At 58.7% G+C, this 23,506-nt stretch carries 18 protein-coding genes, 1 pseudogene and 1 other annotated feature; of the genes and pseudogenes, 3 read left to right on the top strand and 16 right to left on the bottom strand.

Annotated elements, in window-relative coordinates:
* The 14 genes and pseudogenes from lepB (Q2B33_RS10245) to Q2B33_RS10180 all read right to left on the bottom strand — a co-directional run.
* Window positions 1-399 (bottom strand): signal peptidase I (lepB, locus tag Q2B33_RS10245; protein WP_300913984.1); only part of this gene is annotated, 399 nt, incomplete at its 3' end.
* A 53-nt stretch (window positions 400-452) separates the two neighbouring features.
* Window positions 453-1,058, bottom strand: coding sequence for a hypothetical protein (locus Q2B33_RS10240; RefSeq protein WP_300564054.1), 606 nt, complete (start codon window positions 1,056-1,058; stop codon window positions 453-455).
* Window positions 1,059-1,084: 26 nt separating this feature from the next.
* A complete protein-coding gene (locus tag Q2B33_RS10235) occupies window positions 1,085-1,462 on the bottom strand; it encodes a hypothetical protein (protein ID WP_300564052.1) in 378 nt (125 codons plus the stop codon).
* Window positions 1,463-1,551: 89 nt separating this feature from the next.
* Window positions 1,552-2,745: a BTAD domain-containing putative transcriptional regulator gene (locus Q2B33_RS10230; protein ID WP_300564050.1), complete on the bottom strand. Its 1,194-nt coding sequence runs from the start codon at window positions 2,743-2,745 to the stop codon at window positions 1,552-1,554.
* A gap of 205 nt (window positions 2,746-2,950) precedes the next feature.
* Window positions 2,951-3,550 carry a signal peptidase I gene (lepB, locus tag Q2B33_RS10225; protein ID WP_300564048.1) on the bottom strand — a complete coding sequence of 200 codons (600 nt, stop codon included), beginning with the start codon at window positions 3,548-3,550 and terminating at the stop codon, window positions 2,951-2,953.
* The gene (locus Q2B33_RS10220) at window positions 3,547-4,149 is read right to left on the bottom strand and encodes a hypothetical protein (RefSeq protein WP_300564046.1); all 603 of its coding nucleotides are present in this window, start codon (window positions 4,147-4,149) and stop codon (window positions 3,547-3,549) included. Before Q2B33_RS10220 ends, lepB (Q2B33_RS10225) begins: the two co-directional genes overlap by 4 nt.
* Before the next feature lie 135 nt (window positions 4,150-4,284).
* The gene (locus tag Q2B33_RS10215; protein WP_300564044.1) at window positions 4,285-5,856 is read right to left on the bottom strand and encodes an AAA family ATPase; all 1,572 of its coding nucleotides are present in this window, start codon (window positions 5,854-5,856) and stop codon (window positions 4,285-4,287) included.
* A 76-nt stretch (window positions 5,857-5,932) separates the two neighbouring features.
* Window positions 5,933-8,800, bottom strand: a complete 2,868-nt coding sequence (locus tag Q2B33_RS10210) for an ATP-binding protein (RefSeq protein ID WP_300564042.1) — start codon at window positions 8,798-8,800, stop codon at window positions 5,933-5,935.
* Between the two features lie 302 nt (window positions 8,801-9,102).
* Window positions 9,103-9,495, bottom strand: a pseudogene (locus Q2B33_RS10205) (type II toxin-antitoxin system VapC family toxin); the annotation flags it as partial.
* Between the two features lie 199 nt (window positions 9,496-9,694).
* The gene (locus Q2B33_RS10200; RefSeq protein WP_300564177.1) at window positions 9,695-10,465 is read right to left on the bottom strand and encodes a carboxylesterase family protein; all 771 of its coding nucleotides are present in this window, start codon (window positions 10,463-10,465) and stop codon (window positions 9,695-9,697) included.
* A gap of 218 nt (window positions 10,466-10,683) precedes the next feature.
* A complete protein-coding gene (locus Q2B33_RS10195; protein WP_300913982.1) occupies window positions 10,684-11,070 on the bottom strand; it encodes a hypothetical protein in 387 nt (128 codons plus the stop codon).
* A gap of 74 nt (window positions 11,071-11,144) precedes the next feature.
* On the bottom strand, window positions 11,145-13,553 hold the full coding sequence (locus Q2B33_RS10190; RefSeq protein WP_300564037.1) for an ABC transporter permease: 2,409 nt from the start codon (window positions 13,551-13,553) through the stop codon (window positions 11,145-11,147).
* Window positions 13,550-14,230 carry an ABC transporter ATP-binding protein gene (locus Q2B33_RS10185; RefSeq protein WP_300564035.1) on the bottom strand — a complete coding sequence of 227 codons (681 nt, stop codon included), beginning with the start codon at window positions 14,228-14,230 and terminating at the stop codon, window positions 13,550-13,552. The genes Q2B33_RS10190 and Q2B33_RS10185 overlap by 4 nt, the downstream gene beginning before the upstream one ends.
* A 161-nt stretch (window positions 14,231-14,391) precedes the next feature.
* On the bottom strand, window positions 14,392-15,105 hold the full coding sequence (locus Q2B33_RS10180) for a LytTR family DNA-binding domain-containing protein (protein WP_300768255.1): 714 nt from the start codon (window positions 15,103-15,105) through the stop codon (window positions 14,392-14,394).
* Window positions 15,106-15,245: 140 nt separating this feature from the next.
* Window positions 15,246-15,512 (top strand) — a binding site (T-box leader).
* 77 nt (window positions 15,513-15,589) lie between these two features.
* Here Q2B33_RS10180 and metG point away from each other — a divergent pair.
* Window positions 15,590-17,254 (top strand): methionine--tRNA ligase, encoded by a 1,665-nt coding sequence (gene metG / locus Q2B33_RS10175; protein ID WP_300564031.1) that lies wholly within the window; start codon window positions 15,590-15,592, stop codon window positions 17,252-17,254.
* Window positions 17,255-17,296: 42 nt separating this feature from the next.
* Here metG and Q2B33_RS10170 read toward each other — a convergent pair whose 3' ends face one another.
* Window positions 17,297-18,139, bottom strand: coding sequence for a ComEC/Rec2 family competence protein (locus Q2B33_RS10170; RefSeq protein ID WP_300564029.1), 843 nt, complete (start codon window positions 18,137-18,139; stop codon window positions 17,297-17,299).
* A 168-nt stretch (window positions 18,140-18,307) separates the two neighbouring features.
* Complete coding sequence (locus tag Q2B33_RS10165) at window positions 18,308-19,516, bottom strand: Rpn family recombination-promoting nuclease/putative transposase (RefSeq protein ID WP_300791502.1); 1,209 nt, start codon at window positions 19,514-19,516, stop codon at window positions 18,308-18,310.
* A 333-nt stretch (window positions 19,517-19,849) separates the two neighbouring features.
* Between Q2B33_RS10165 and Q2B33_RS10160 the strand changes: the two genes are divergently transcribed.
* Window positions 19,850-21,235, top strand: a complete 1,386-nt coding sequence (locus Q2B33_RS10160; protein WP_300564025.1) for a TldD/PmbA family protein — start codon at window positions 19,850-19,852, stop codon at window positions 21,233-21,235.
* Window positions 21,236-21,255: 20 nt separating this feature from the next.
* Entirely contained in the window at window positions 21,256-22,584 is a 1,329-nt protein-coding gene (locus Q2B33_RS10155; RefSeq protein ID WP_300564023.1) for a TldD/PmbA family protein, read from the top strand.
* Window positions 22,585-23,506 lie beyond the last annotated feature (922 nt).

The raw sequence follows: 23,506 nt of genomic DNA, 5'->3' as shown, positions 1-23,506 counted from the left end.
GGCTTTGTCGGTTACATAGGGCTCATCCAGCAGTTCATCGTTCACGTAGACGTTCCCGTCCTTGTCGATGTCCACCCAATCTCCGGCGGCGGCGATGACCCGCTTCACCAGGATGTTGTTGTTATAATAAAAGGCGATGATGTCACCTGTCTCATATCCCGAGCTGTTCAGCGCCACCACGATGTCCTCGTCCTGGAGGGAGTCCGTCATGGAGGTCCCGCTGATCTGTAGGACCGGGAGCAGCAGCACCGCGATCAGTACCGCCACCGCCGCCACCACTACCAGGGAGAACGCCGTGCTCCGCAGGACATTTGCGTATCTCTTCCTGTAGCGCTCCCGCTCCAGCTCCGCCTCCAGCGCTTCCAGCTTCGGCAGCTCTCTCTTATTCTCCTCGCTCATTCACAAACCTCTGTATCATCTGATTTCCGTCCGGCGCGCAGCATCCGTTTCTTTCATATCAATGCCTTCAGCCTGCTCATGAGCTCCGTGGGAAGACCGCTTTCCTTCATCTCTCTCCATTTGATTGCCCTGAGCTTCTCCATCTCTGCTTCCAGCTTCTCTATCTTCTCTTCCCTGCGGTCCGTCTGTTCCCTCAGCTTCCCTATCTGGGCATCTTTCTCGTCCAGGCGGCCCTTGAGCTTCTCCATCTGGGCATCCTTCTCGTCCAGACGGCCTTTGAGCTTCTCTATCTGGGCATCCTTCTCGTCCAGCTTATGCTTTAAGCTTTGGAACTGTTCCTCCTGGCCGGCCGTCTGCTGTGCAAGTTCCGCGTCCTTCTCGTCCAGGCGGCCCTTGAGCTTCTCTATCTGGGCATCCTTCTCGTCCAGCTTGCCCTTCAGGCTCTCCAACTGTTCGCCGCTGGCGGCCGTATGCTGCGCAAGGCCCGCGTCCTTCTCGTCCAGTTTGGCCTTGAGGCGTTCGTTGTTCTCCGTGATTTCCCTGCATTCCTGTTCCTTCTCGTCCAGCGCCGCGCTCAGCCTGGACGCCTCCCTGCTCTGCTCTACCAGCAGCTCCAGGAGGTCCTGCCTATGGAGTTTGCGCAATTCCTTCTCTGTCATGCCAAGCCTCTCGCTCCTGTCCTTTTCTAGTCGCCCAACATTTCGTCGAACAGTTGTATCAGTTCTATCGCGCTGTGGAACACCACTTCCAGATTCTCATTCTGCCAGATGAGCCTCCCCTGCCAGGTGTAATGCTCCCTGAAGAGTATCTGGATCCGGAACACCTTGGCGCTGTCGCTCCCCGGGCCGACGGACGGCACCAGCGGCAGGGACGGGTTCGGGCAATCCTCCATGTCTATCAGGCTGTTCAGCAGCAGTATCATCTGGGAAAGGCTCTGTATCTTCTCTCTGCCGGAGAGCCTGGGGTGCTGCAGATAGCCGTCCATATTGCCGTTATGATAGGTCTGTACCGTCACCACTGCTTCCCGGCTCTGGCAGGGGAACATTTTCTCCCGTAGCACCATGTCTCTCCACCCTTCCGTAGGTTTCTGGTTCCACTATAACAGCCCAAGGTCATCGTCCGGTTATTTTCCCGGTTTTCTTTACAGTTTTTTCAGCAGGCCCCGGCGGGCTTCAGGGGGGACACCCGGTAGGAGATGCAGGCCCTGGAATGGGAATATACCTTATGGAAGGTGCGGTTCAGCCGGTCCATGACGGTCCAGGCGCTCTTCTCCGAGGCACCGGTGAGCATCAGGATGTAGGATCCCGCGTCCAGCCGGGCCACCGGATCCCCCGTCCGCAGGCCCTCCATCAGGACGCGCTCCAGCCGCCTGGCGTCCGTGGTGGGGGTCACCTGGTTGCCCAGGCTGACGATGGCGATGCTGGACGTCTCCCCGGAGCGGGCCATATGGCGCTTCTCCAGGGCCACGATGCTCCGGAACACGCTGAAGGTGCAGAGGAAGGCTTTCGCCTCCGCATCCGGTTCCCCCTCCGCCACCAGCTTCAGGATGTCCTGGCCGTCCACGTCGCTGCGGCACATGCTCTCCGCCAGCATGTGGATCTGCTCCACCTGTTCCGTGGGCTCGATCTCGAATTCCTGCCAGAGCTGCTCCCGGAAGCTCTGGTATACCTGGACTGCCCGCTCCGGCTGCCCCATGGAGATCAGGGCCTGCATCTGGTACACGATGAAGGTGTCCAGGCCGAAGTCCACGCCCTGGGCCTGCTCGCAGAGGCCGATCATCTCCGTCCAGCGCTCCTCCTTCTGGAGCAGGGGCAGGGCCATCTTGCAGAGATCCAGGTACAGGGTCTGGTAATACCGGCGCAGGGACAGGGCCCATTCATCGTCGTTCCCCTGGAGGAAATCCCCCTTGTACAGGGAGGTGGCCTTCATCAGCATCTCCAGGTAGGCGTCCCCGGCGTATTTCCTGACCTCCAGGCAGGCCTGCTCGAAGGCTTCCGAGTCCAGCTCCAGCCGGCATGCCGGGTTCCACGCATAACAGCCGGGCAAAGTCACCAGCAGGTTCTCTTTGTCCGGCAGCATGCCCTTCAGCAGGCTCCTTACCTTATATATCATGTTCTTCAGCGCGTTGGCCGGATCGCTGCTCTCCTCCCCCCAGAACTGCCTGATCAGTTCCTCCGAGGACAAGTCCCTGGCGTGGTTCACGATCAGGTACTGGAGGAAGGACATGACCTTCCTGCCTGCCGCCGTATTCTTCTTTTCGCCGTCCCTGGATTCCCTGCAGGAAAAGGAACCCAGCAATTCAAAATGTATCGTACAAGTCTCTTCCGTGGAACGCGTCTCTTCCATGCCCGTGTTATAGACCTCCCTGTCCCCTCACCCTGTCTGTCCCGCGGCCGGCGAAGCAGATAGCATGCAGCCCCTCTTTAACATCATCCTGCGGGAACATGCTCCTCCAGCCCGCAGACATCCGCTTTTTACCTCATTTTTCCATATCAATGATATGTCTTCTTATATATCGGCGCGCTGAGCGGTTTTCTTTAGCAGAATCCGCTCAGTTTACGATGCCGATTTCTTCCAGGGGCCAGACCCGGAACATGATCTTCCCTACCACGCCGCTGTCGCTGATGCATCCCACCGCCGTGTTGCGGCTGTCGATGCTGGTGGCGCGGTGGTCGCCCATGACGAAGCATTTCCCGTCCGGCACCTGGTAGGGCAGTTCGATGTCGCAGTTCCCGTAGGACTTCTCCGTGATGTAGGGCTCATCCAGCAGCTCGCCGTTGACGTATACGTTGCCCTCCCCGTCGATGTCCACCCAGTCCCCGGCGGCAGCGATGACCCGCTTTACCAGGATGTTATTATTATAGTAGAAAGCGATGACGTCCCCGGTCTTGAATTTGGAGTTGCTGATGGCTACGACGATGTCGCCGTCCTGCAGGGTCTCGGTCATGGAGGTGCCGTTTATCTGCAGCACGGGCAGCAGAAGGACGGCCACCAGGACGGCCACGGCGGCTACCACCAGGAGGGAGAACGCGGTGCTGCGCAGGACTCTCCCGTAGTTATGCCTGTACTGCTCCTTTTTCAGTTCCGCTTCCAGCTGTTCCACCGTGGGAGCTTCCATGGCTTGTATGGCTTCTGTATGTTCTTCGCTCATATGCGCTCCTCTTGTCCCTGCTGTCCCTCTCCTGCCCGTTCCTCCGACGGTTCGGGCCGGCTGTCAGCAGGCTCCGGCAGGCTCTCCTTTGAGGGCTGCCCCTGCATGTCCGTGGGGAGCGGGGCGGCCTGGCTGCCGGCTGCCCGGGCACCGTCCAGGTACTGGGCCACGGCCTTCTGGGCCGCCTTGAGGACGGCGTTCAGCTTCTGTCCCACTTCATCGATGGAGGGGTCTCCCTCGAAGCCCAGGATCTCCCCTGAGCGGTACTGCTCTATCTCCACTGTGAGCTGGCCGATCCGGGCATCCTTTTCGTTCAGGCGGCCGATCAGCTTCTCTATCTGGGCGTCCTTCTCGTTCAGCCGGGCCGTCAGCTTCTCTATCCGGGCGTCCTTCTCGTCCAGGCGGGGCTTCAGCTTCTCTATCTGGGCGTCCTTGTCATCCATGCGCTCTATGAATCTCGTCCTGGTGTCCTGCAGGTTCTTCAGCTCCTCCGCCGCCTCGTCCAGCCGGGCCTGAAGCTGGGCCGCTTCCTTTCCCTGGGCCACCAGCAGCTGGAGGAGGTCCTGCCGACGCAATTTATGCAGTTGCTTTTCTGTCATTTTCGCTCCGCTCCCCAATGTATAGGTATTCGGCTTTGTTTCCCGCATCTGTGATACAGGGCAGACTCCGCCTGCTAATTATTATAGCAGGCCGGTCGTCTAAAGATGCGTCTAAAGTCGGGGGGAGATGGGGCATTATTTCCTGCATTCCTCTATTCTACAGGTATGCTTTTTGGATTTGGCATCGTAGGTGATTCCTACCAGAAGTATTTCGCCGCCGTAGTCTTTCACTGCCTGGGGGTAATCTCTGTTGCGGATCTGGCCGATGGCGCCTTTTTCCGTCCTGTTCCACTTCAGTTCAATCAGGAGCAGCGGCAGGGAGGACGTCTTCTTCGGGAAAAATACCACATCGGCGTATCCGTGTCCGGAGGGCAGCTCCTCTATCTGCAGGAATTCGTCCACGCAACTGATGAAGGCCAGACGGATCACGCTGCGCAGGGCCTGTTCGTTGTTGTAGAAGGTGGGGGCCGCTCCCGCCTTGTGGGCTTCCTCGATGGCGGAGGCTACGGCTTCCTCGTCCATATCCAGGATGGACTCCAGGAGCTGGTCCGAATTGCGGATGAGCTTTGCCACCTCGGCGTGCTTCCCTCTCTTCACCGCGCGGACGAACTCCTCGCGGATCTCCTCATTGGGGATGTATACCGACCTGCTGCCGGCGTCATAGGCCAGATAGCCCAGATGGATCAGCAGGGTAAGGACATCGTCCCTGCACGTAATCGTGGTCATGTCGTTCTGGAAGGTGCCGGTGTCTATGCCGACCCGCGCCCCGCCCAGCATATGGACGATGGCTTCCTTCAGGCCGTCCTCGTCCATATCTATATAGATTTTGAGGGCCTCGTAGGTCTCGGAGCCGGTCCAGTAGTTGCCAATCTGCCTTCGCTGTATGGCATCCATGACCGATTTGGGCGCATAAATGTGCGTGTCATCCCCTACCACATAACCGTCATACCATCTCCTGACCTCTTCGAAAGCCAGGCCCGCCCCAGCGCACATCTCCTGCACTTCCTTCTCCGTAAATCCCACATATCTCTCCAGCGGCGCAGGCTGAACCATGGAGTATTCCCTGAAATCCGTCATGGAGGACTGCGTGCCGTATTTCTTGATCGGCAGGATTCCTGTGAGATAAGCCGCATCGAACACCATATCCGTCCAACTGCTCTTGAACAGGCTCCGCAGGAAGACGATATATTTTTCCTGTACCGTTATATCGTTCTTTGACTCACGGAAAACCGCGTCCCACTCGTCGATGATCATGATGAATTTCTCGCCCAGGGCCCTGGCAGTGTTGGCCAGGGTCTCCGCTAGGTCAGAGCCCTTCGGTGCATCGGGGAAGCTTTCCTCGATCTCCCTCCTGACCGCGTCGTCGATGTCGCGCACCACGTCCTTTATGCTGGCGGCGCGGGATGTGAACAGGGTGATGTCCAGGTAGATGACATTGTAATGGTTCAGGTACTTTTCAAAGGAAGCGTCCTGCTCGATCTCCGTTCCCCGGAACAGCTCCCTGGAATCGCAGCTTTTATCATAATAGGCGCACAGCATCTTGGCCGCGAAGGATTTGCCGAACCTCCTGGGCCTGCTGACGCAGACCATCTTATCAGCCGTGCCCAGGACGCCGTTCATGAACGAAATCATGCCCGTCTTGTCCACATAAGTCCCCTTGCGCATTGCCGCGAACCCGTCGTTGCCGATGTTCAGATAATTTCCCATACCCGGTCCCTCCCCGTCCGCACACGGCTCTGGAAGCAGTGGCAGATTCGCCGCGTCCCTCCGGAGCACTGCTTCCTCAATAAGCCTGACAGTCGTTCCTCAGCCGCCGCATCACCTGGAACAGCCTGCCCATGTCCACGGGCTTTGCCAGATGTTCGTCCATCCCGGCGTCCTTTGCCATGGCGATGTCCTCCTCGAAGGCGTTGGCCGACAGGGCGATAATGGGCACTTTCCCCGCGTCCGCCCTGTCCAGGCCCCGGATCATGCGGGCGGCCTCGAACCCGCTCATCACCGGCATCATCAGATCCATGAGGATACAGTGGTAGGCGCCGCATTCCGAAGCCCTGAACGCGTCCACGGCGGCCTTTCCGTCATTTGCCGTGGCCACCGCTGCCCCCGCCTGTTCCAGGAGGAATTTCACGATCTCGCAGTTGACCTCATTGTCCTCCACCAGAAGGACCCGCATTCCCGAGATGTCGGCAGGGGCTTCCGCCTCCCGGTTCATGGGCCGCTCCTCCCCTCCTGCGTCCACCCGGACAGACAGCCTGACCCGGAAGACGCTTCCCTGTCCGATCCGGCTCTCCACCTCCACGGCGCCGCCCATCTGGTCCGCCAGCTTCTTTACGATGGACATGCCCAGGCCCGCGCCGTTGTAGTGCGTCCTTGCCCCGTGGTCCTCCTGGGTGAAAGGCTCGAAGATGTGTTTCTGGAATTCTTCCCCTATGCCGATCCCGGTATCTTTTATTACAAATTCGTATTCCGCGGAGCCGTCCCGGCAGGAAAGCTCCCTGGCCTGGATCGACACGGAGCCGCCCCGCCGGTTATATTTGATTCCGTTGTCAATGATGTTCGTCAGGACCTGCCTTACATGCAGCGGGTTGCCGATCAGCCTGCTGTGCCGGATATCCGCCTCAAGCGCCAGCCGGATCCCCGCCTCCTCCGCATGGGGAGACATAATCGTAATACAGTCATGCAGCGTGTCCTCCAGGTCGAAGCCCTCCTCCACCGCGGCGGGCAGGCCGCTCTCCAGCTTGCTGACCTGGAGCACATCGTTCACAAGGGACAGCAGGTGCTCCGTGGATACCCGGATCTTCTCCCTGCAGTCCTGCTGCCACCCGGGATCCTCCCGGGTCCGATCCATGACAGTGAGCATGCCCAGGATTCCGTTGATGGGCGTGCGCAGGTCATGGGACATATGGGAGAGGAATTCGCTCTTGGCCGAGTTGGCCCGCCTCACCTTCTCCAGCAGCTCCATGATGGCCTGCTCCTGCTTCTTCCTCGTCACCATGATCTCCGTGATGTCCTGGTGGTATCCGTTGAGGCTGATCCCGGTCTTCTTGAACTTTCTGTCCGGGATGCCGCCGCAGCGGACGTAGATCTTCCCCAGCTCGGGATGGTTCCAGGGGTACACCACTTCGGAGCGCCCCCGCTCCAGGATCTCCCGCACCGCGTCCTGCACCATGTCCACATAGTCCGGGGCGATGTTCTCAAACCAGCGCCGATAGCACTCCTCCGGCTCTATCTCCTGTGGCGCCCCCAGGAGCATCCTCATGGTCCTGTCCGCGTACATCCGGGGCTCGCAGCCCTCCTCCAGCTCTATGGTCCAGATGCCCGTCCTGGCCCCTTCCAGAATGTCCTCCAGGCTCTGCCTGGCCTCCGACTTGTACCGTTCCTCCTGCTCCACCAGGGCGTTCACGTCCCGGAACGCAAAAATCGCGCTCTGCTCCTCCGCCCCATTCCCCGTGACGGAGAAATGAATCTCCAGGTTCTTCAGGCCCGGCGCATTGTCCTTCACCTGATATCGGACGAAGAATTTATTCTTCGTCTTAAGCTGCGCCAGGATATATTCCTTTTTCGTCACCATGCGCAGCCTCTCCTGGTCCCTGGGAACCACATACCGGGAAATATACCACTCCATGGCCGTCTGATAGCTCTCCGCAAAGCTGACGGGCTGATTTTTTCCCCGGAATTCGTTCTCCCGGTAGATCTGGCAGGTGTCCGTGGTGAAATCCACCTGATAGATGCCCAGGTAGTCCACGTTGAGGGCGTAGAGGACATTGTGGCTGCGCTTTTCCAGCTCTCTGACCAGGTTGCGCCGCCGCAGGGAGGAGACGATGAAGTACGCCGCTGTCTGCAGCATGTTCGAGGTATATTCCAGGGACTTCACCGGCGGATTGTCCACCCCGTAAAAGCCGATGATTCTGCCGTCATCGTACAGGGGGACCACCACCAGGGAGTGGATGTCCTGCTGCTTCAGGTTCTCGTACTGGAGCGGGTCGCTGTCCCTGATGTCCTCCAGGTCATTGATGACGATATGCCCGCCGATGCTGAAATTCCGATACCAGCTGGCGCAGACTTCCGGCGGCACGTTCTGGAGGTTCTCCTTCTCCGGACGCACCCCGGGAGCCGTCCACTCGTAGGTATTGTCGTCGCAGCCCTCCGCGTTTTTCTCAAATATATAGGTCCGCCCGCCCTGCAGGGCCTTCCCCAGATAGGCCAGCAGCACCTCCAGCGACTGGTCCGGGGTCTCCTCCAGCAGGGCCACCCGGAGCCCTTCGTTGATGATGGCTTCCAGATTCTGGACGCTCTGCACCATGCTCTTCTGCTGCTCATGGTCGCTTATGTCCAGAGCCATTTCAAGACGGCATCGTCTTCCTCCCTCGGTCAGGAGCGTGCTTCTGAGCAGGAAATGCCGGTCCAGGTGCCTGTGGTAGTACTGCTGTTCAAAGCAGCCTTTGTCCGATCCGCATCTGCCGCAGAACGTACAGGGGGCATCGCCGCCCCGCAGGATCTGATAGCATGGCTTTCCTTTGACCTCCTCCAGGGAGCCGATGCTGAAGACTTCCATGGCCTTCTTGTTCATGTAAACCAGTTCACAGGTCTCTATGTCCGCAACGTACACGATTTCGTTGATATTCTCAAAGAACCCCCACATGTTGCCCATTCAGCCGCCCTCCGTATATTCGTGTGGTACTTTTCAGGGAATGCATTGCTTCAGGTGGTTAGTATAACACAATCTCAGGAAAAAGTCTACCGAGGGAGGCTTACGCGCAGACCTTACTTATCGTCCACGATTTCCATATACCCCTCGCATTCCCGCAGCCCCTCTCCCTCCACGAAATACAGCTCATGCAGGGCCCTGGTTCATCGGGGGACAGAATCAGTTGGGCCTCTCCCCCCAGACGGGACTTCACCGCAAGCGCGTCCTCCTCGTTGTCCACGATCACCGCCACCGAGCGGTAGAGCCCAGTCTTCCACCGGCAGATTCTCCACCCGGCAGAATTCCCTTGTATTGTTCGTCACAAGGGTAAGCCCTTCTGCCTTGGCATGTGCCGCTATCAGTAAATCCATGGGGCCAATGGGCATCCCTTTCCGCTCCCGTTCCGCCCTGATTTTTCCGTATTCCTCCGCCGCTTTGGCGGAAAAGTCCAACACCGCAATCGGCGACAGGAACAGGGAAATAGCCAGCCGGTTCTTCTCTGGCGCCATGCTCTTTTCCACGCCATGCATCAGTTCCCCATAGGTGACGGAGGAAATGCACATTTCCTCCGGATCATGCAGGAGAAGTCTCCTGATTACCGCCTCCGTTTTATGCTTGATGGCATAGATGCAGATATCGGTATCCAACATATACTTCATAGCGCATCCCGCTCCTGCGGTATGTCCTCACAGGACCTATCCCGGTTTTCCAGGCCTGATGGTTTTAGCCGAAACGCCAGAAAGCACCAATCCTGTCGGTGCTTTCTGGCGTCTGTCTGTCATCGCTTGCAGCCACTTATTGTCTTATGCCTGCTCTTCCACGCTGCCTACACGTCATCCCCGGTAAGGCTCCGCGTCCTCATAGACGGGTGGAAGCGGGCCAGTTGGGCACTTCCGGATTCTGGGGATTGCCGGTCCTGGCAAAGGCCATGACGGAGTCGAATATCAGCTTCTCCACCCGCTCCGTGACGCCCTGCTCCTGGGTGTAGGGGGCAAGCTCCGTGTTGTGGAAGAAATAAGGGATGTCCGCGCAGTGCCAGGGCGTCCTGCCGCCGTCGAAGTTCATGTCCAGGTTGAACAGGTAGGGCCATACGCCGCCGCTGCAGTTCGCCCTGGTTTTGATGTACTCGATCTCCGTCCCCCGGAACATGAAGTCCATGGTCATGATGTCCACCGGATTGCGCTCCGGGTAGGCCTTCCGGAACAGGTCGAGGAGTTCTTTGGATTCCTCCTTGCCCACTTCCGCTTCCACATAGGCCGCGCCTGCCTCCGGGGTCATCTCCGCTTTCTTGTAAGGGGTGGGTGCGAAGGAGCCGAACTCTCCGAACACGCTGCCCACCATCATGGGCACATGCTCCGTCTCCCTGCGGAAGCCATTGACCACGGGATCCCCTGCATAGAAGCCGTTCTTGTAGGGCGCTCCGCCCACATACTCTCCGGCCTTCTCCAGGGCGGGCTTGACTTTATTGTAAGCGGCAGCCAGCGCGTCATAGGGCACTGTCTCCAGGGCTTTCACATCCTCTACCTTCAGCTCCTCCATCAGCGCCCTGCCCAGCTTCTCGCCGTTTCCCGTGCAGTCTGCCATCAGGCCTCCCAGGACGCCGCTCATGTTGATGCCCTTGGCGAACAGGCCGTCTGCCGCCGTGAACTAGCTGCAAGGCTGCCCTCATATCATGGAAGCATTCCTCGTAAATCCTCTTATACTCGTCATAATCGGAAACGGAATAGTTCCTTAGGCATATGTGCGACCCAATGTATCCACCCTGATATTCCATTGTATGTGCTACAATCTTCACTCTGAATCTCCTCCACAAACATCGGTCTCTATCATTGATCATAAGATATTTATCAGTATAGAAAAGAGGCACAGCAACAGATATAAGTGAAATTTGAGCGCTCCCGCCTCGCCAGCATGTAAAAGAGGGTGCTGGCTCTTAAATCAAATCCCGCGGGGCCTGACTGGCTGGACAGGCAGGCGTGATCGCTCAAGCCACGCTGCTTGCCCAAGCCGTCCCCACCGCACAGGCATGCCCTGTCAAAGCATCTGTGCGCCTCCACGTTCAGCGCTCCAATCTGCCGGGCAGTCAGTCCGTATACTTCCCGCACGCCGCAAGGCCCTCCCGCAGCCATATTGGCTTCCATCACCCGCACGAGATATTCCGCGTATCCCTGGGGGATGATCTCCTCCACAGGGATGATCAGGTCCTTCGAGGCGGCCTTTTTCACTTTTTCCACCAACAACGCTATGATCTCCGGCGACAGCACAGGTATGTCATATTCGCCCCTAATCCAAATCCTGTATCCGCATGTCAATTCTCCATTCCCCTCAGCCTGGACACCAGGTCCTCTCCGGCAAAGCTGTGCATGGAGGCAAAAGTGACGATTAGAGGCACTGCCGTCAGCACGCACACATAGGCCAGGGCAAAAATCCCGGGGAACCGGAACGCCATGTAGTATGCGCCTCTCTCATAGAGCAGGCCGCTCAGCACATAGCCGCTCAGGGTTCCGGCCGTCATGGTGACGCCCAGAGTGACGCACACCAGCAGCAGGCTCTCCCCCAGGAGCATCTTCCGGATCTGGCTCCTTCCCATGCCGATGGATTCCAGCATGGCCAGCTCCTGTTTGCGGGTGACGATATTGGTGATCAATGTGTTCATCATGCTTAAGATGCTGAACGTCATGATGAAAACGGCCAGGCCGCTGATGGCCCCGAATAGCTGGTCCGCGTTCCGGGAATATTCAATCCTCTTATCCGCCAGGGTCTCCAGGTCGAGCTCTGTCCTGGCCGCCACCAGCTCCGCCAGCTCCTCCCCCACGGCCTCCTCCCTGTCAGCTTCGGTGGACACCAGAAGATGGGCATTCAGGCTGTCATAGGACAGAAGCTCCAGGATGGCCTGTTCCGGTATCAGAAACCACCCTTCCAGCCCCCTGTTGTTGCGGGCATACTGCTCGTCCAGGATGCCCAGGATGGTCATGTCCTTCTCCGCCATGTCACTGCCGTCGAAGTAATGGAGCGTGACGGACTCGCCCACGGTGAACCTCCAGCCGAATATCTCCTCCGCCACATCATTTCCCGCCACAAGGATGTAATCGCCGCTCATGAGCTTCTCCCTGTCCGCGCTCCCCTCCTCCAGATACGCCCCGATCCCTTCCAGCTCCTCCCCGTCCAGCGGGTAGACAGTATCGCTGTCTCCATAATTGTCCTTCAGGGGATAGTCATAACTAACGCCGAAGTTTTTGATCTCCTCCACTCTGGTCACGCCCTCCATCCCAAGGATTTCCCGGACCATCTCACTGTCCATGGGCGCCTCCGCCTGCAGACCTCCCATGCCGTGGCCATTCAGCTCCTGGGCCGCCGTGGTATACAGGATGTGGAACTCCGCCTCGGTAAAATAGCCCTGTCTGGGGAAAGCCTCTTTGTCAAAGGAGGACAGATAAGTGGCCGCAGTCATGAACAGGATGCCGCCCAGCGCCAGGGACGCCATGGTGACAGCCGATTTCTTCCGGTTCCTGGAGAAGTTCATCAGCCCAAGTCCCACGGGCGTGAGCCTGCGGCACAGTTTCCGGTTCCCCGCCTTTCTCATGGTATCCTGGGGCACATAGCGCAGGGCCTCCATGGGGGAGACGGAGGCGGCCAGCCGCGCGGGCTTCCTCACGGAGAACATGGTGATGAGATAGACGCAGAGCAGGACGAGGGCAATGGCCGCCGCCCCCTGGGCAATGCGGAATCCCGCCGGGAGAATCAGGTATCCCGCCATGCCCCCTGCCGCCGCTCCCACAGGCGCTGCCCGCAGGAACAGGGCCCTGCCCTCTCTGGACACGAAGCTTTTTATCTGCCTCCTGGTCATGCCGATGGTCCGCAACTGTCCGAACTGATGGATTCTTCCCACCACGGACAGATAGAACACCCCGTAGATTACCAAAATGCAGGCCAGCAGAATCACCGCCCCCACCATGCCGTAAATCATCACGGACTGGCTGTTGAAGGAGAGGGAGTCCAGGAATGCCCTGGAGGGCATCACGTATTTGCGCTCCACCCCTGCGTCCCGGCCGATGGCGTACATCAGCTCCCGGCATTCCCCGGCGGACATGCCGTTCGCGTCCCGGAGCTTGGCATGCACTTCATATGGTATATCTTTCAACTGGCTGCCGTTTTCCGCATAGCTGCGGGACAGGAATACATTGAACTGCTTCGTCTCTTCGCCGCCTTTCAGGATGCCCGTCACGGTGAATGTCTCTTCGCTTCCGTCATAAAAGGTCAGGGACAGGCTGCTGCCCACAGACGGCGGCAGTCCCATCTTTTCCAGCATGGCGCCCTGGACCGCGATTTCGTCCGGCGCTTCGGGCAGCCTGCCGCTCTCCAGCTCCCCCGCCTGGATTTCGTTCGATAGCCCGCTGACATAGCGGGGGACCACGCCGAAGCCCTCTGTCTCCGAGAGGATGCCCGATTTCACCTGTATCTGATACGCGATGCGCCCATCCCCTTCCAGCAGCTCCATCTGTTCCGGGGCAAGCTCATAGTAGCTCACCTGCTGTCTGTGGGACAGGGCCTCCCGCTCCAGCTCCTTCTGGCCCAGGGCGAACAGTAAGATGGCCGTCAGCAGGGCAGAGGCCAGGGCAATCGTCACCGCCACGAAAGCATTGCGCATGCGGCTGGCCCGCAGGCTCTCCCTGGCCATATCGGAAATCATCCTCCCCGTCACTTTTCCGCCCCTCATGCCCCCACCTCCTGTGCCTGGATTCTGCCGTCCTCGATGCGTATCCGCACATCCGCTTTCCGGGCGATCTCCTGATTGTGGGTGATCATCACGATGGTCTGACGGAATTTCCCGCTGGTGGTCTTCAACAGGTCGATCACCTTATCGCTGGTGCGGCTGTCCAGATTGCCCGTGGGCTCGTCCGCCAGGATGATCGCGGGCTTGGACACCAGGGCTCTTGCGATGGCCACCCTCTGCTGCTGGCCTCCCGAAAGATGGCTGGGGTAATTTGCCAGCTTCCCGTCCAGCTCCAGGAAGCGCACGATCTCCTCCAGGAACGCCTTGTCCTCCTGCTTCCCGTCCAGGCGCAGGGGCAGCACGATGTTCTCGTAGGCCGTGAGATAGGGGATGAGGTTATAGTTCTGGAAGATGAAGCCGATTCGCCTGCGGCGGAACACCGTGAGCTGTTCCTCCGTCATCTTCTCCATGCTCTCATCCTCTACCTGCACCGCGCCGGAAGTGGGGGCGTCCAGGCCCCCCAGCATATTCAGCAGGGTGGACTTTCCGCTGCCCGATGTACCGATGATCGCCACGAACTGCCCGCTCTCCACGGACAGGCTCACATCGTCCAGGGCCTTCACGAGGCTTTCGTCCCTGCCATAGTATTTTTTCAGATGGGATGCTCTTAAAATCGTCATATCAGTTCCTCCTGGTTTAAGATTCTAAGCACATCATATCCCTTCCGGAAAAAGATACAAGGGAGGACGCAGATTCTAATACCAGGAGCGCAGATTCTAATCTCCGGTGGGCAGGTTCCCGACTCCCTAATCTCCTCTGGCTGCAGATTCCGGGCCGGGCCTTACAGCATGTCCCCCCAGTAGTCCGCCATCCTCACCATGAAGTCCTTGCGCCTGGGCTGGCTGATGGGGATGCGCTCTCCGGTGGTCAGGATCGCCTCCAGCCCCTCGATGCCTTTGATGTAGGACAGGTTCACCACGAAGCTCTGGTGGCTGCGGGCGAACTGGGGCTGAGAGCAAAGCAGGGCGGAAATCTCCTTCATGTTCTTGTAGACCACCTGCTCCCGATCCTCGAAGTGCACCATAACATTGCGCCTTTCCGTCTCGGCGTACCGTATGCTTTTGTACGGTACCCTGTACTTGCCGCTGTCATTGGCAAAATGCAGATATGGCTCCTCTTTTCCCTGGTAACGTGCAAAATACCGGTCCAGCTCCATCTTCAGCACGCTGTACTTCACAGGCTTGAGCAGATAGTTCACCGCGCCGTATTCATAGCCCTTCCACACATACTGTTTCAGGGAAGTCAGGAAAATCAGCCCCACCGCGCTGTCCATCCGGCGGATTCGCTCCGCGGTCTTCAGGCCGTCCAGCTTTTCCATCTTTATGTCCATGAATATCAGGTCGTAATCGGGCTGATATGCCTGCAGCAGCTCGCCTCCGTCATGAAAGGCGAAATAGCAGAACTCCTTTCCCGTCTCTGCCGCGTATCTCTGTAAGCCGTCTTTCAGCTCCTTGATCAGCGCGTCCTCATCGTCGCAGATTGCAATCTTGTACATGTCCGTCTTTCCTCCCGATATTATCATATACCTTTTCCCGCGGCCCGTCAATTTCGCCGACTTCCGCCTGACTTCCGCCTGACTTCAGAAAAAAGGTTGACAAACCGGCGAATCAGGGGTATGCTTTTCCATACAGACAAAAAAAGGCTGTGAAGAGAAGAGTACGCGGTTAGATAGGTCACAGAGAGCCTGGAGGGGTGAGAACAGGCACTGAAGGAACCGCCGAACATGGTCTCGGAGCCGCGCACCGAAGCCCCCTGGGCCAAGGCTGCGACGGGCGCACCCGTTACAGTGCCAGGCTATCGATGAGTCATTTCTCGTCCGCAGCCGATGAGGCCCAAGTCGTGAGGCATGGGCGAATTTAGGGTGGTAACACGAAGCTCAGGCCTTAAGCTCTCGTCCCTGAAAAAGAAATTTTTCAGAGAGGAGGGCTTTTTTGATGGAGAAAATGATGTGAGGACAAAAGGACGAAATCTTCCATGACATGCAGTATAAATTCAGAAACGAGGTAAGGAACATGGGAAAGAATATATTGATCGGCGGGGCATGGCCCTACGCAAACGGCTCCCTGCACATCGGACATATCGCGGGGCTGCTGCCCGGGGACGTATTGGCCAGATACCACAGGGCGGCGGGGGACAATGTGTACTTCGTGTCCGGAAGCGACTGCCACGGGACGCCCGTGGCCATCCGGGCAAAACAGGAGAACAGGACGCCCCGGGAAATCAGCGATTTCTATCATGGGGAATTTACGGATTGCTTTCAGAGGCTGGGCTTCAGCTATGATGTGTATACGAAGACCTCCTCTGCGGAGCACAGGAGCTTTGTGACGGAATTCCATAGAAAACTGTACGAGAGCGAGTATATCTACGAAAAGGAAGCCCCACAGGCCTATTGCCAGGACTGCGGCTCTTTTCTGGCAGACCGCTTCGTGCTGGGGAAATGTCCCCGGTGCGGGAAGGAGGCCAGGGGCGATCAGTGCGATGCCTGCGGCACGGTGCTGGAGCCGGAGGCCCTTGTGGATCCGGTCTGCGCGTCCTGCGGGAAGCCCGTGGGCTTCCGGAAAGCGAAGCATCTCTATATCGCCATCTCCCGTTTGGAGAGGCAGCTCCAGGCCCTGGTGGACGCACATCCCGAATGGCGGAAAAATGCCGCTGCCTTCACGAACAGATATATCCGGGAGGGCCTGCGGGACCGGGCCCTGACCAGAGACCTGGAATGGGGGATACCGGTCCCCAGAGAGGGCTATGAGGGCAAGACCATCTATATCTGGGCGGAGAACGTGCTGGGGTATCTCTCCGCCAGCAGGACAGCCGCGGAAAACCGGGGCGCGGACTTTGGGGCGCTCTGGGGCGATGACGCCATCCATTATTATGTCCACGGAAAGGACAACATCCCCTTCCACACCATTATCCTGCCTGCCCTTCTGCTGGGCAGCGGCGGGGGATGGCATCTGCCGGACAGGATTGTGTCCAGCGAGTACCAGACCCTGGAGGGGCGGAAAATCTCCACCAGCCAGAACTATGCCATTTGGGTGAAAGACCTGCTGGCGCGCTACGAAGCCGACTCCATCCGCTATTTCTTCCTGGCAAACGGCCCGGAGAAGAAGGACGCGGATTTCTCCTGGCGGGAATTCGTCCACAGCCACAACGGGGAGCTGCTCGGGGGCTACGGAAATTTCGTGAACCGCTCCCTGGCGTTCATTGAAAAGTACCTGGACGGCACTGTGCCGGATGGAAAGGCCGACCCTGAAATCCACAGGCAGATCGGGGAGCTGTATGCGTCAGTGGGTAGGCTGATTGAGAAAGGCTCTTTCAAGGATGCCCTGGAGCGGATATTCGATTTCGTCAGGAGCGCCAACAAGTTCTTCGATGCCAGACAGCCCTGGATCGCCAGGACTGCCGACAGGAAGGCCTGCGAGGACACCCTCTACCAATGCGTGCAGATCGTCGGGAACCTGGCCGTGCTGCTGGCCCCTTTCCTTCCCTTCTCCTCGGAGAAGGTCTGCGGCTGGTTAGGGGTGACAAACCGCTGGGAAAAGCAGTCCGTCCCTGCCGGCCATCGGCTTCCGGAGGTGGAAATCCTGTTCCGGAGAATCGATAAGGCGGCCATAGAGGAAGAGACGGAGAAGCTGAAGGCGATTTTATAGGGCTTCAGCGGGAAGCACCCCAAGAGGCTTTCCAGGCTTCTTTCAGTCAAGACGGCAGGGCAGGCATATCGTCTGCTCTCCGTCCTTGCTGACGAAATGGCATCGGACGCCCAGCTCCTCCATCCAGCCCCTCACCTCCACTGTCCTCCAGGGGCCGGTATCGAATCCGTTCCCCGCGTCATTGTTCCAGAGCCAGTCGGGCGTGTTCCAGAGGCATGCCCTGGGGGCCACAGCCTGGTAGAAGCTTTTCTTTACCCCGTTCTGCCCGTGATGGGCCATCTGCACGAAATCCGCGTGAAGCTCCTGTGCCGGGACGGTCTCCAGCACCCTGTCCCCCGCCTCCTCGCCCAGATCCCCCACGAAGAGGATCCGCTGCCCCTCCGCGTCCACCCGGAATACCACGGAGGAATTGTTGATCACGTTCAGTGGAATCGTCTCCCCCTCCGGCACATGGAGCACGCTGATCTCCATGGAATCTATCAGGAAGCGCTGCCCCTTCTCCAGCCTGTGGCAGAGGTCCGGATGGGCCGCCGCGAAAGCATTGAACTCCTCCGTGGTGCTGGCGTCCGTGCACCCCGGGAAGTCGTTGGCCTTATAGAATTCGTAGGACAGGAAATGGCTGTAAACACTTTTTACTTTCAGCGGATGGGGCCCGGAGAAAATCTCCAGAAGCGCATCCACATGATCCAAATGGGGATGGGTCAGCAGCCAAATCTCCACAGTGGGCTCCGGCCCGCCCAGCGCAATCAATTTCTCCAGCAGGTTTCCGGCATCCTGCCGGTTCCCTCCGTCGATGACCACAAGCTTCCCTGTCCTGGTCTGGAGAATGTAGGACATCATCTGGGTGGGGCTCTGTTCATGGAGCATGTGCAATGTCGTCCGCATGGTTCTTTATCCTCCTGTTTTCCTCCGTCCTCTGGCCCACACCGGTCTTTTGTGCCGATGCCTCTTAAGGCCGACGTCATCTTCCGCCGTAGCCCCTCTCAGGGCATCCTGTTTGGATTTATTCTACCCTTATATGGAGAAAACTGCAAGAGATTTAGTAATATTTAGTTACAATCCTGTCTTTTGTTCTTTTAGTTGCCGGATACGCTCTTCCGCTGCTCTGAGCTTTTCCTCCGCAATTTCAGCCCGCTTGCGCTGCTCCTCTGTCTTCCTGCGCTCCTCTTCCGTCTTCTTGCGCAGCTCCTCTGCCTCCCTGCGCTGCTCTTCCGCCTTCCTGCGCTGCTCTTCCGTCTTCCTACGCAGCTCCTCTGCCTCCCTGCGCTGCTCTTCCGCCTTCCTGCGCTGCTCTTCCGTCTTCCTACGCAGCTCCTCTGCCTCCCTGCGCTGCTCTTCCGCCTTCCTGCGCATCTCCTGAATACTTATCTTTTCCATATTCTCAAACAAATACCCCATCTCCCGCTCCCTCACTTTCCGGACACACTGCCTCCGTTCCTCTGTAGAGGCATCTATCTTGAAGCAAAGGCTTTCCATGACAGACACCAGCACGTCCACCACATGCCCCGGGCTGTCCCTGACGATCCGATTCACCTCATCTGCCGGGATACGGATGAACCGCTCCAGATCCTCTGTGTCCTGTATCTTATTTATCAACATCACGAGAGACATCTCATCTCCCCGTTCCAAAAGCTCCTGATTGCTGTATGCATGGATTCCGATGACTTCATAGCGAAAATCGGGAATCCATTCCGGCCGCCCCAGGCTGTCCCCGATCCGGTCGCTCAGATGCATGCCTGCAGTCCACTTCTCTTTGCCCTCGTAATATACCACGGGCATGATCACCGGATAGCGGAAGCCTTTCCGTCCGGTACTGCCTTCCTTTTCCGCCTCCTTCTGCCGTCGGTACTCCGTCCATATGCACACCATATACCGTAATAGCTGCATGGGCACGTCATAGTCCACCAGGCTTTTGTGTTCAATCAGTGAAACAAAGAACGGCGGATCTCCCTCCTTCCCAATGTCCAGAATCCGGATCTTTTTCACGGAATCAGACGCAAATTCAGTCCCAAGATAGGGAAGATACCTCTCGGAAATATCTTCAATGTCCTCCGGCTGTACCGCCTTCAGTAACGGCATATCAAAATTATCCCTGAGGAACTGGGCGCATAGAACCCGATTCTTGAAGATGCTCTTGCTGTTTACATCCCGGTTGTGTTCATTGTACTTTCCTCTTTCTTCTGCCTCCTCATGTGCCGCTCTCGAATCCGCAGCCACCGCCTGGAATTGCGCAGACTCCTGCCGCTCCCCCCTGCTGTCCATCCTGTCTCCTCCTGTTCCGACATCAGACAGGAGAAACGCTTTCCGCCTGTCAGTGTCCTGTTTTCATTTTGCTTGATTCATTGGCGAAAAGCCGATACAATAATGAACTTAGATGCCTCAGCCGGAAATGAAGACCCACTCCCGCCGGGCGCCGTACACTTTTTGAACTCTGTATTTACCATAACACAAAAACACCCTTTCGACAAGCTGTTTTTTACCTGACGATCCAAAAATCTACGGCGAAGAAATTCTTAAGATTTCCTCCCATGTGCCCCAACCGCTTCCGAATCTGCTATAATACCTGTATCACAATCAAAAACGGAGGAAACAAAAGTGCTGGAAAATCATGTCTCAGATAAGAAATCCCTCTTTCCCACCGGTGCCCACACCGAGCTGAGGGAACAGAAAAGCCGCAGCCGCCGGGTCAGCCTGGTGCAGGGCAACCTCACCGGAAATGAACGCGCAGAGAGCTGCGGCATCAGCGCCAGGGTCTACCAAAACGGCGTATACGGCTTCTCTTCCATGGCGGAATGCTCCGGCAGCGCCGCGGAGACGGTGCTGAGGGCCGCCGCGGAGAACGCCCTGTTCATGGACCGCCATGTAGGCAGGGGCAAGGGGCCTCTGCCTGTCATCCCCTGCGGCGATGTGCCCGCAGGCAGAGCCATCCAGGACACGGACCAGAAGCAGTACATAGAATTCGCAAAGGCCCTGGACGCCTACATCGCCGGAAAATACAAAAACCTCTCCAGCCGGTCGGTGGTCGTCTCCGAGGATTCCATGGAGAAGATCGTCTGTACCTCGGACGGCTGTGACGGGCATATCTGTGCCCCCAGGAGCCATGTGTACATCGTCCTGGGCGCAGAGTCCGCCTCCGGCAGCCCCCTGGAGCTCTTCCATCCCGCGGGCGGTTCCGGCATCTTTTCGGAGAACTTCACCGATCCGGCCCTGCTCTATCCCCAGATAGACGCCCTGTACGAGAAGCTCATGCACAAGCGGGAGGGCGTCCATGCCCAGGCGGGCTACAAGACCGTAGTATTGGGCGGCTTCCTCTCCGGCATGCTGGCCCATGAGGCGGTGGGGCACACGGTGGAGGCGGATCTGGTGCTGGGCGGCTCCGTGGCGGGCCCTGCGCTCCACAAGCGTGTGGCATCCGACCTGGTGACCCTGGTGGACTTCGCCCACACCGCTTTCGGAGCGCCCACGCCGCTGCCTGTGTACCTGGACGACGAGGGCACCCCCGCCCAGGACGCGGTATTGATCCAGAACGGCATCCTCCAGGGCTATATGCACAGCAGGGAGAGCGCCCAGCACTTCGGCATGAAGCCCCAGGGTAATGCCAGAGCCTGGAGTTTCTCCGATGAACCGCTGATCCGCATGCGCAATACCGCAGTGCTCCCGGGAAAGGATAAGCTGGAGGACATCATCGCCTCCGTGGAGGACGGCTATTACCTGCTGGACACCACCAACGGACAGGCCGACACCACGGGAGAATTCATGTTCGGCGTCAGCATGGGCTATGAAATCAAAAAAGGGAAGCTGGGCCGGGCCCTTCTGGACACTACCATCTCCGGCGTGGCCTTCGACATGCTCAAGACCGTGGACATGGTATCGGATACGATGGAATGGGCAAGTTCCGGATTCTGCGGCAAGAAGCAGCCCATGCCCGTGGGAATGGGCGGGCCCGCCCTGCGCTGCAAGGTAATGATAGGAGGTCGCTGATAATGAATAGGAGCATTTATATGGAAAAGAGCATTCAGGAAGACATCAGGGAGATCGCCCATAAGACAGGCGAGCGCCTACGGGAGGCAAAAGCGGACAAAGCCCAGTACACCGTAACGGAGACCCAGACCCATGAGTTCAACGTGGACGGCGGGGAGTTCTCCCTGTTCCGCACCCTCTTTGGCCACAGCCTGTCCATCACTGCATACAAGGATCGGAAAAAAGGCTCTGCCTCCACAAACCAGTTCGATGACAGCGCCATAGAAGCCGCCGTCCGGGACTGCCTCAAGTCCGCGGAGTCCGGCGTGGCCGACGAGGCCTACGACATCGCCCCCGCACAGGAGAGCGAGACTTTCCGGGAGGGCGCTTACGAGCCCGACATCGACCTGTTCTTTGAGCGCACCAGGGAGCTGATGCGGGACATCCGGGAGAGGCACCCGAAGATCCTCATGGAGCAGATGATCGCGAGCCACGACCAGACGCACAAAATCTACCGCAATACCAATGGCACGGAATTCGAGGCCTTCCAGGGGGCCTATGCCGTCTCGCTGATGTTCTCCGCCCACGAGGGCGACGCCGCCACCTCCTTCTTCGGCAGCGACATCTATACCGACAGGCTGGACAGGCCCTTCATCGAGCTGGGCTCTCTGGAAAAGGACCTGGCCGACACCGAGGCCCAGCTGTCCACCGTGCCGGTGGAGGGGAAATTCCAGGGCGTCATCCTGCTGACCCCCGGCAGCCTGCCGGACTTCCTGGGAAACATCATCGGCAACTTCGCCTCCGACGGATGCATCCTGGACAGGACCAGCATCTGGCTGGACAAGCTGGGGCAATCCGTGGCGGACAGCCGCATCACCCTCTCCCTGTGCCCGGGGGACAGGCGCATAGTCTGCGGCGAGAGGTTCACCCGGGACGGCTTCCGGTCGAAGGACTATGACCTCATCAAAGACGGGGTGCTGAAGTCCTTCTGCCTCTCCCTGTATGTGGCAAACAAGTCCGGCTTCGCCCCCGCCGGGAACTCCTCCTTCGCTTTGGTGGCAGAGGGCGGGGACACGCCTTACGCGGACATGGTAAAGTCCATCAAAAGAGGCCTCATCGTGGGCCGCTTCTCCGGCGGCAATCCCAGCATCAACGGGGATTTCTCCGGCGTGGCCAAGAACAGCTTCCTGGTGGAGGACGGCGTGGTCAAAGGGGCTGTCAGCGAGACCATGATAAGCGGCAACCTGGCCCAGCTTCTGAACAGCCTGGTGGCCGTCTCCCGGGAGACCGTGGAGAACGGCAGCAGCGTGCTGCCTTACATGGCCTTTGATGGAGTGGTCATCTCCGGAAAAGAAAGCGGGGCGCAATAAGCCCCCTGCCCTATTGGCCTTTGACGGGGCGGTCATCTCCGGGAAGGAGAATGGGGCGCAATAGGCGGTAAGCTCCGTCCTATTTCCAATGCGCAGGTCTGCAATATCATAAAAAGCCATGTCAGGGGGCAGCCCCTTGGCATGGCTTTTTCATCTCCTACTCAGCGAACATGGCCGTGGAGAGATACCGGTCCCCGGTATCCGGCAGCAGCGCCACGATGGTCTTCCCCTTGTTCTCCGGGCGCTTCGCCAGTTGGACGGCAGCCCACACGGCAGCGCCGGAGGAGATGCCCACCAGCACGCCCTCGCTCCTGCCCATGCGCCTGCCTGCGACAAAGGCGTCTTCATCCGCCACCGCGACGATCTCGTCGTAGACCTGGGTATCCAGCACCTCCGGGACGAATCCGGCACCGATTCCCTGAATCCCATGTGCGCCGGAATGCCCCTGGCTCAGCACCGGGGAGGAGGCGGGCTCCACGGCCACCACCTTCACCCGGGGATTTCGGCCCTTCAGGTACTCGCCCACCCCCGTCAGCGTGCCGCCGGTACCCACCCCGGCCACGAAGATGTCCACCCGCCCCTCCGTGTCCTCCCAGATCTCCGGGCCTGTGGTGGCCCTGTGGGCGGCGGGGTTGGCCGGATTCACGAACTGGCCCGGGATGAAGCTGCCCGGAATCTCCCCGGCCAGTTCATCGGCCTTCTCGATGGCCCCTGCCATGCCCTTCGCCCCTTCGGACAGCACCAGCTCCGCGCCATAGGCCTTCATGAGCTGGCGGCGCTCCACGCTCATAGTGTCCGGCATGACGATGATGATGCGGTATCCTCTGGCGGCGGCCACGGAGGCCAGGCCGATGCCCGTATTGCCGGAGGTGGGCTCGATGATGACGGAGCCGAGATCGGAAGAGCGTCGTGTAGGGAAAGA

The organism is uncultured Acetatifactor sp. (assembly GCF_948601915.1).
GTDB lineage: Bacteria > Bacillota > Clostridia > Lachnospirales > Lachnospiraceae > Acetatifactor.
This window is presented reverse-complemented; position numbering and strand designations above follow the sequence as displayed.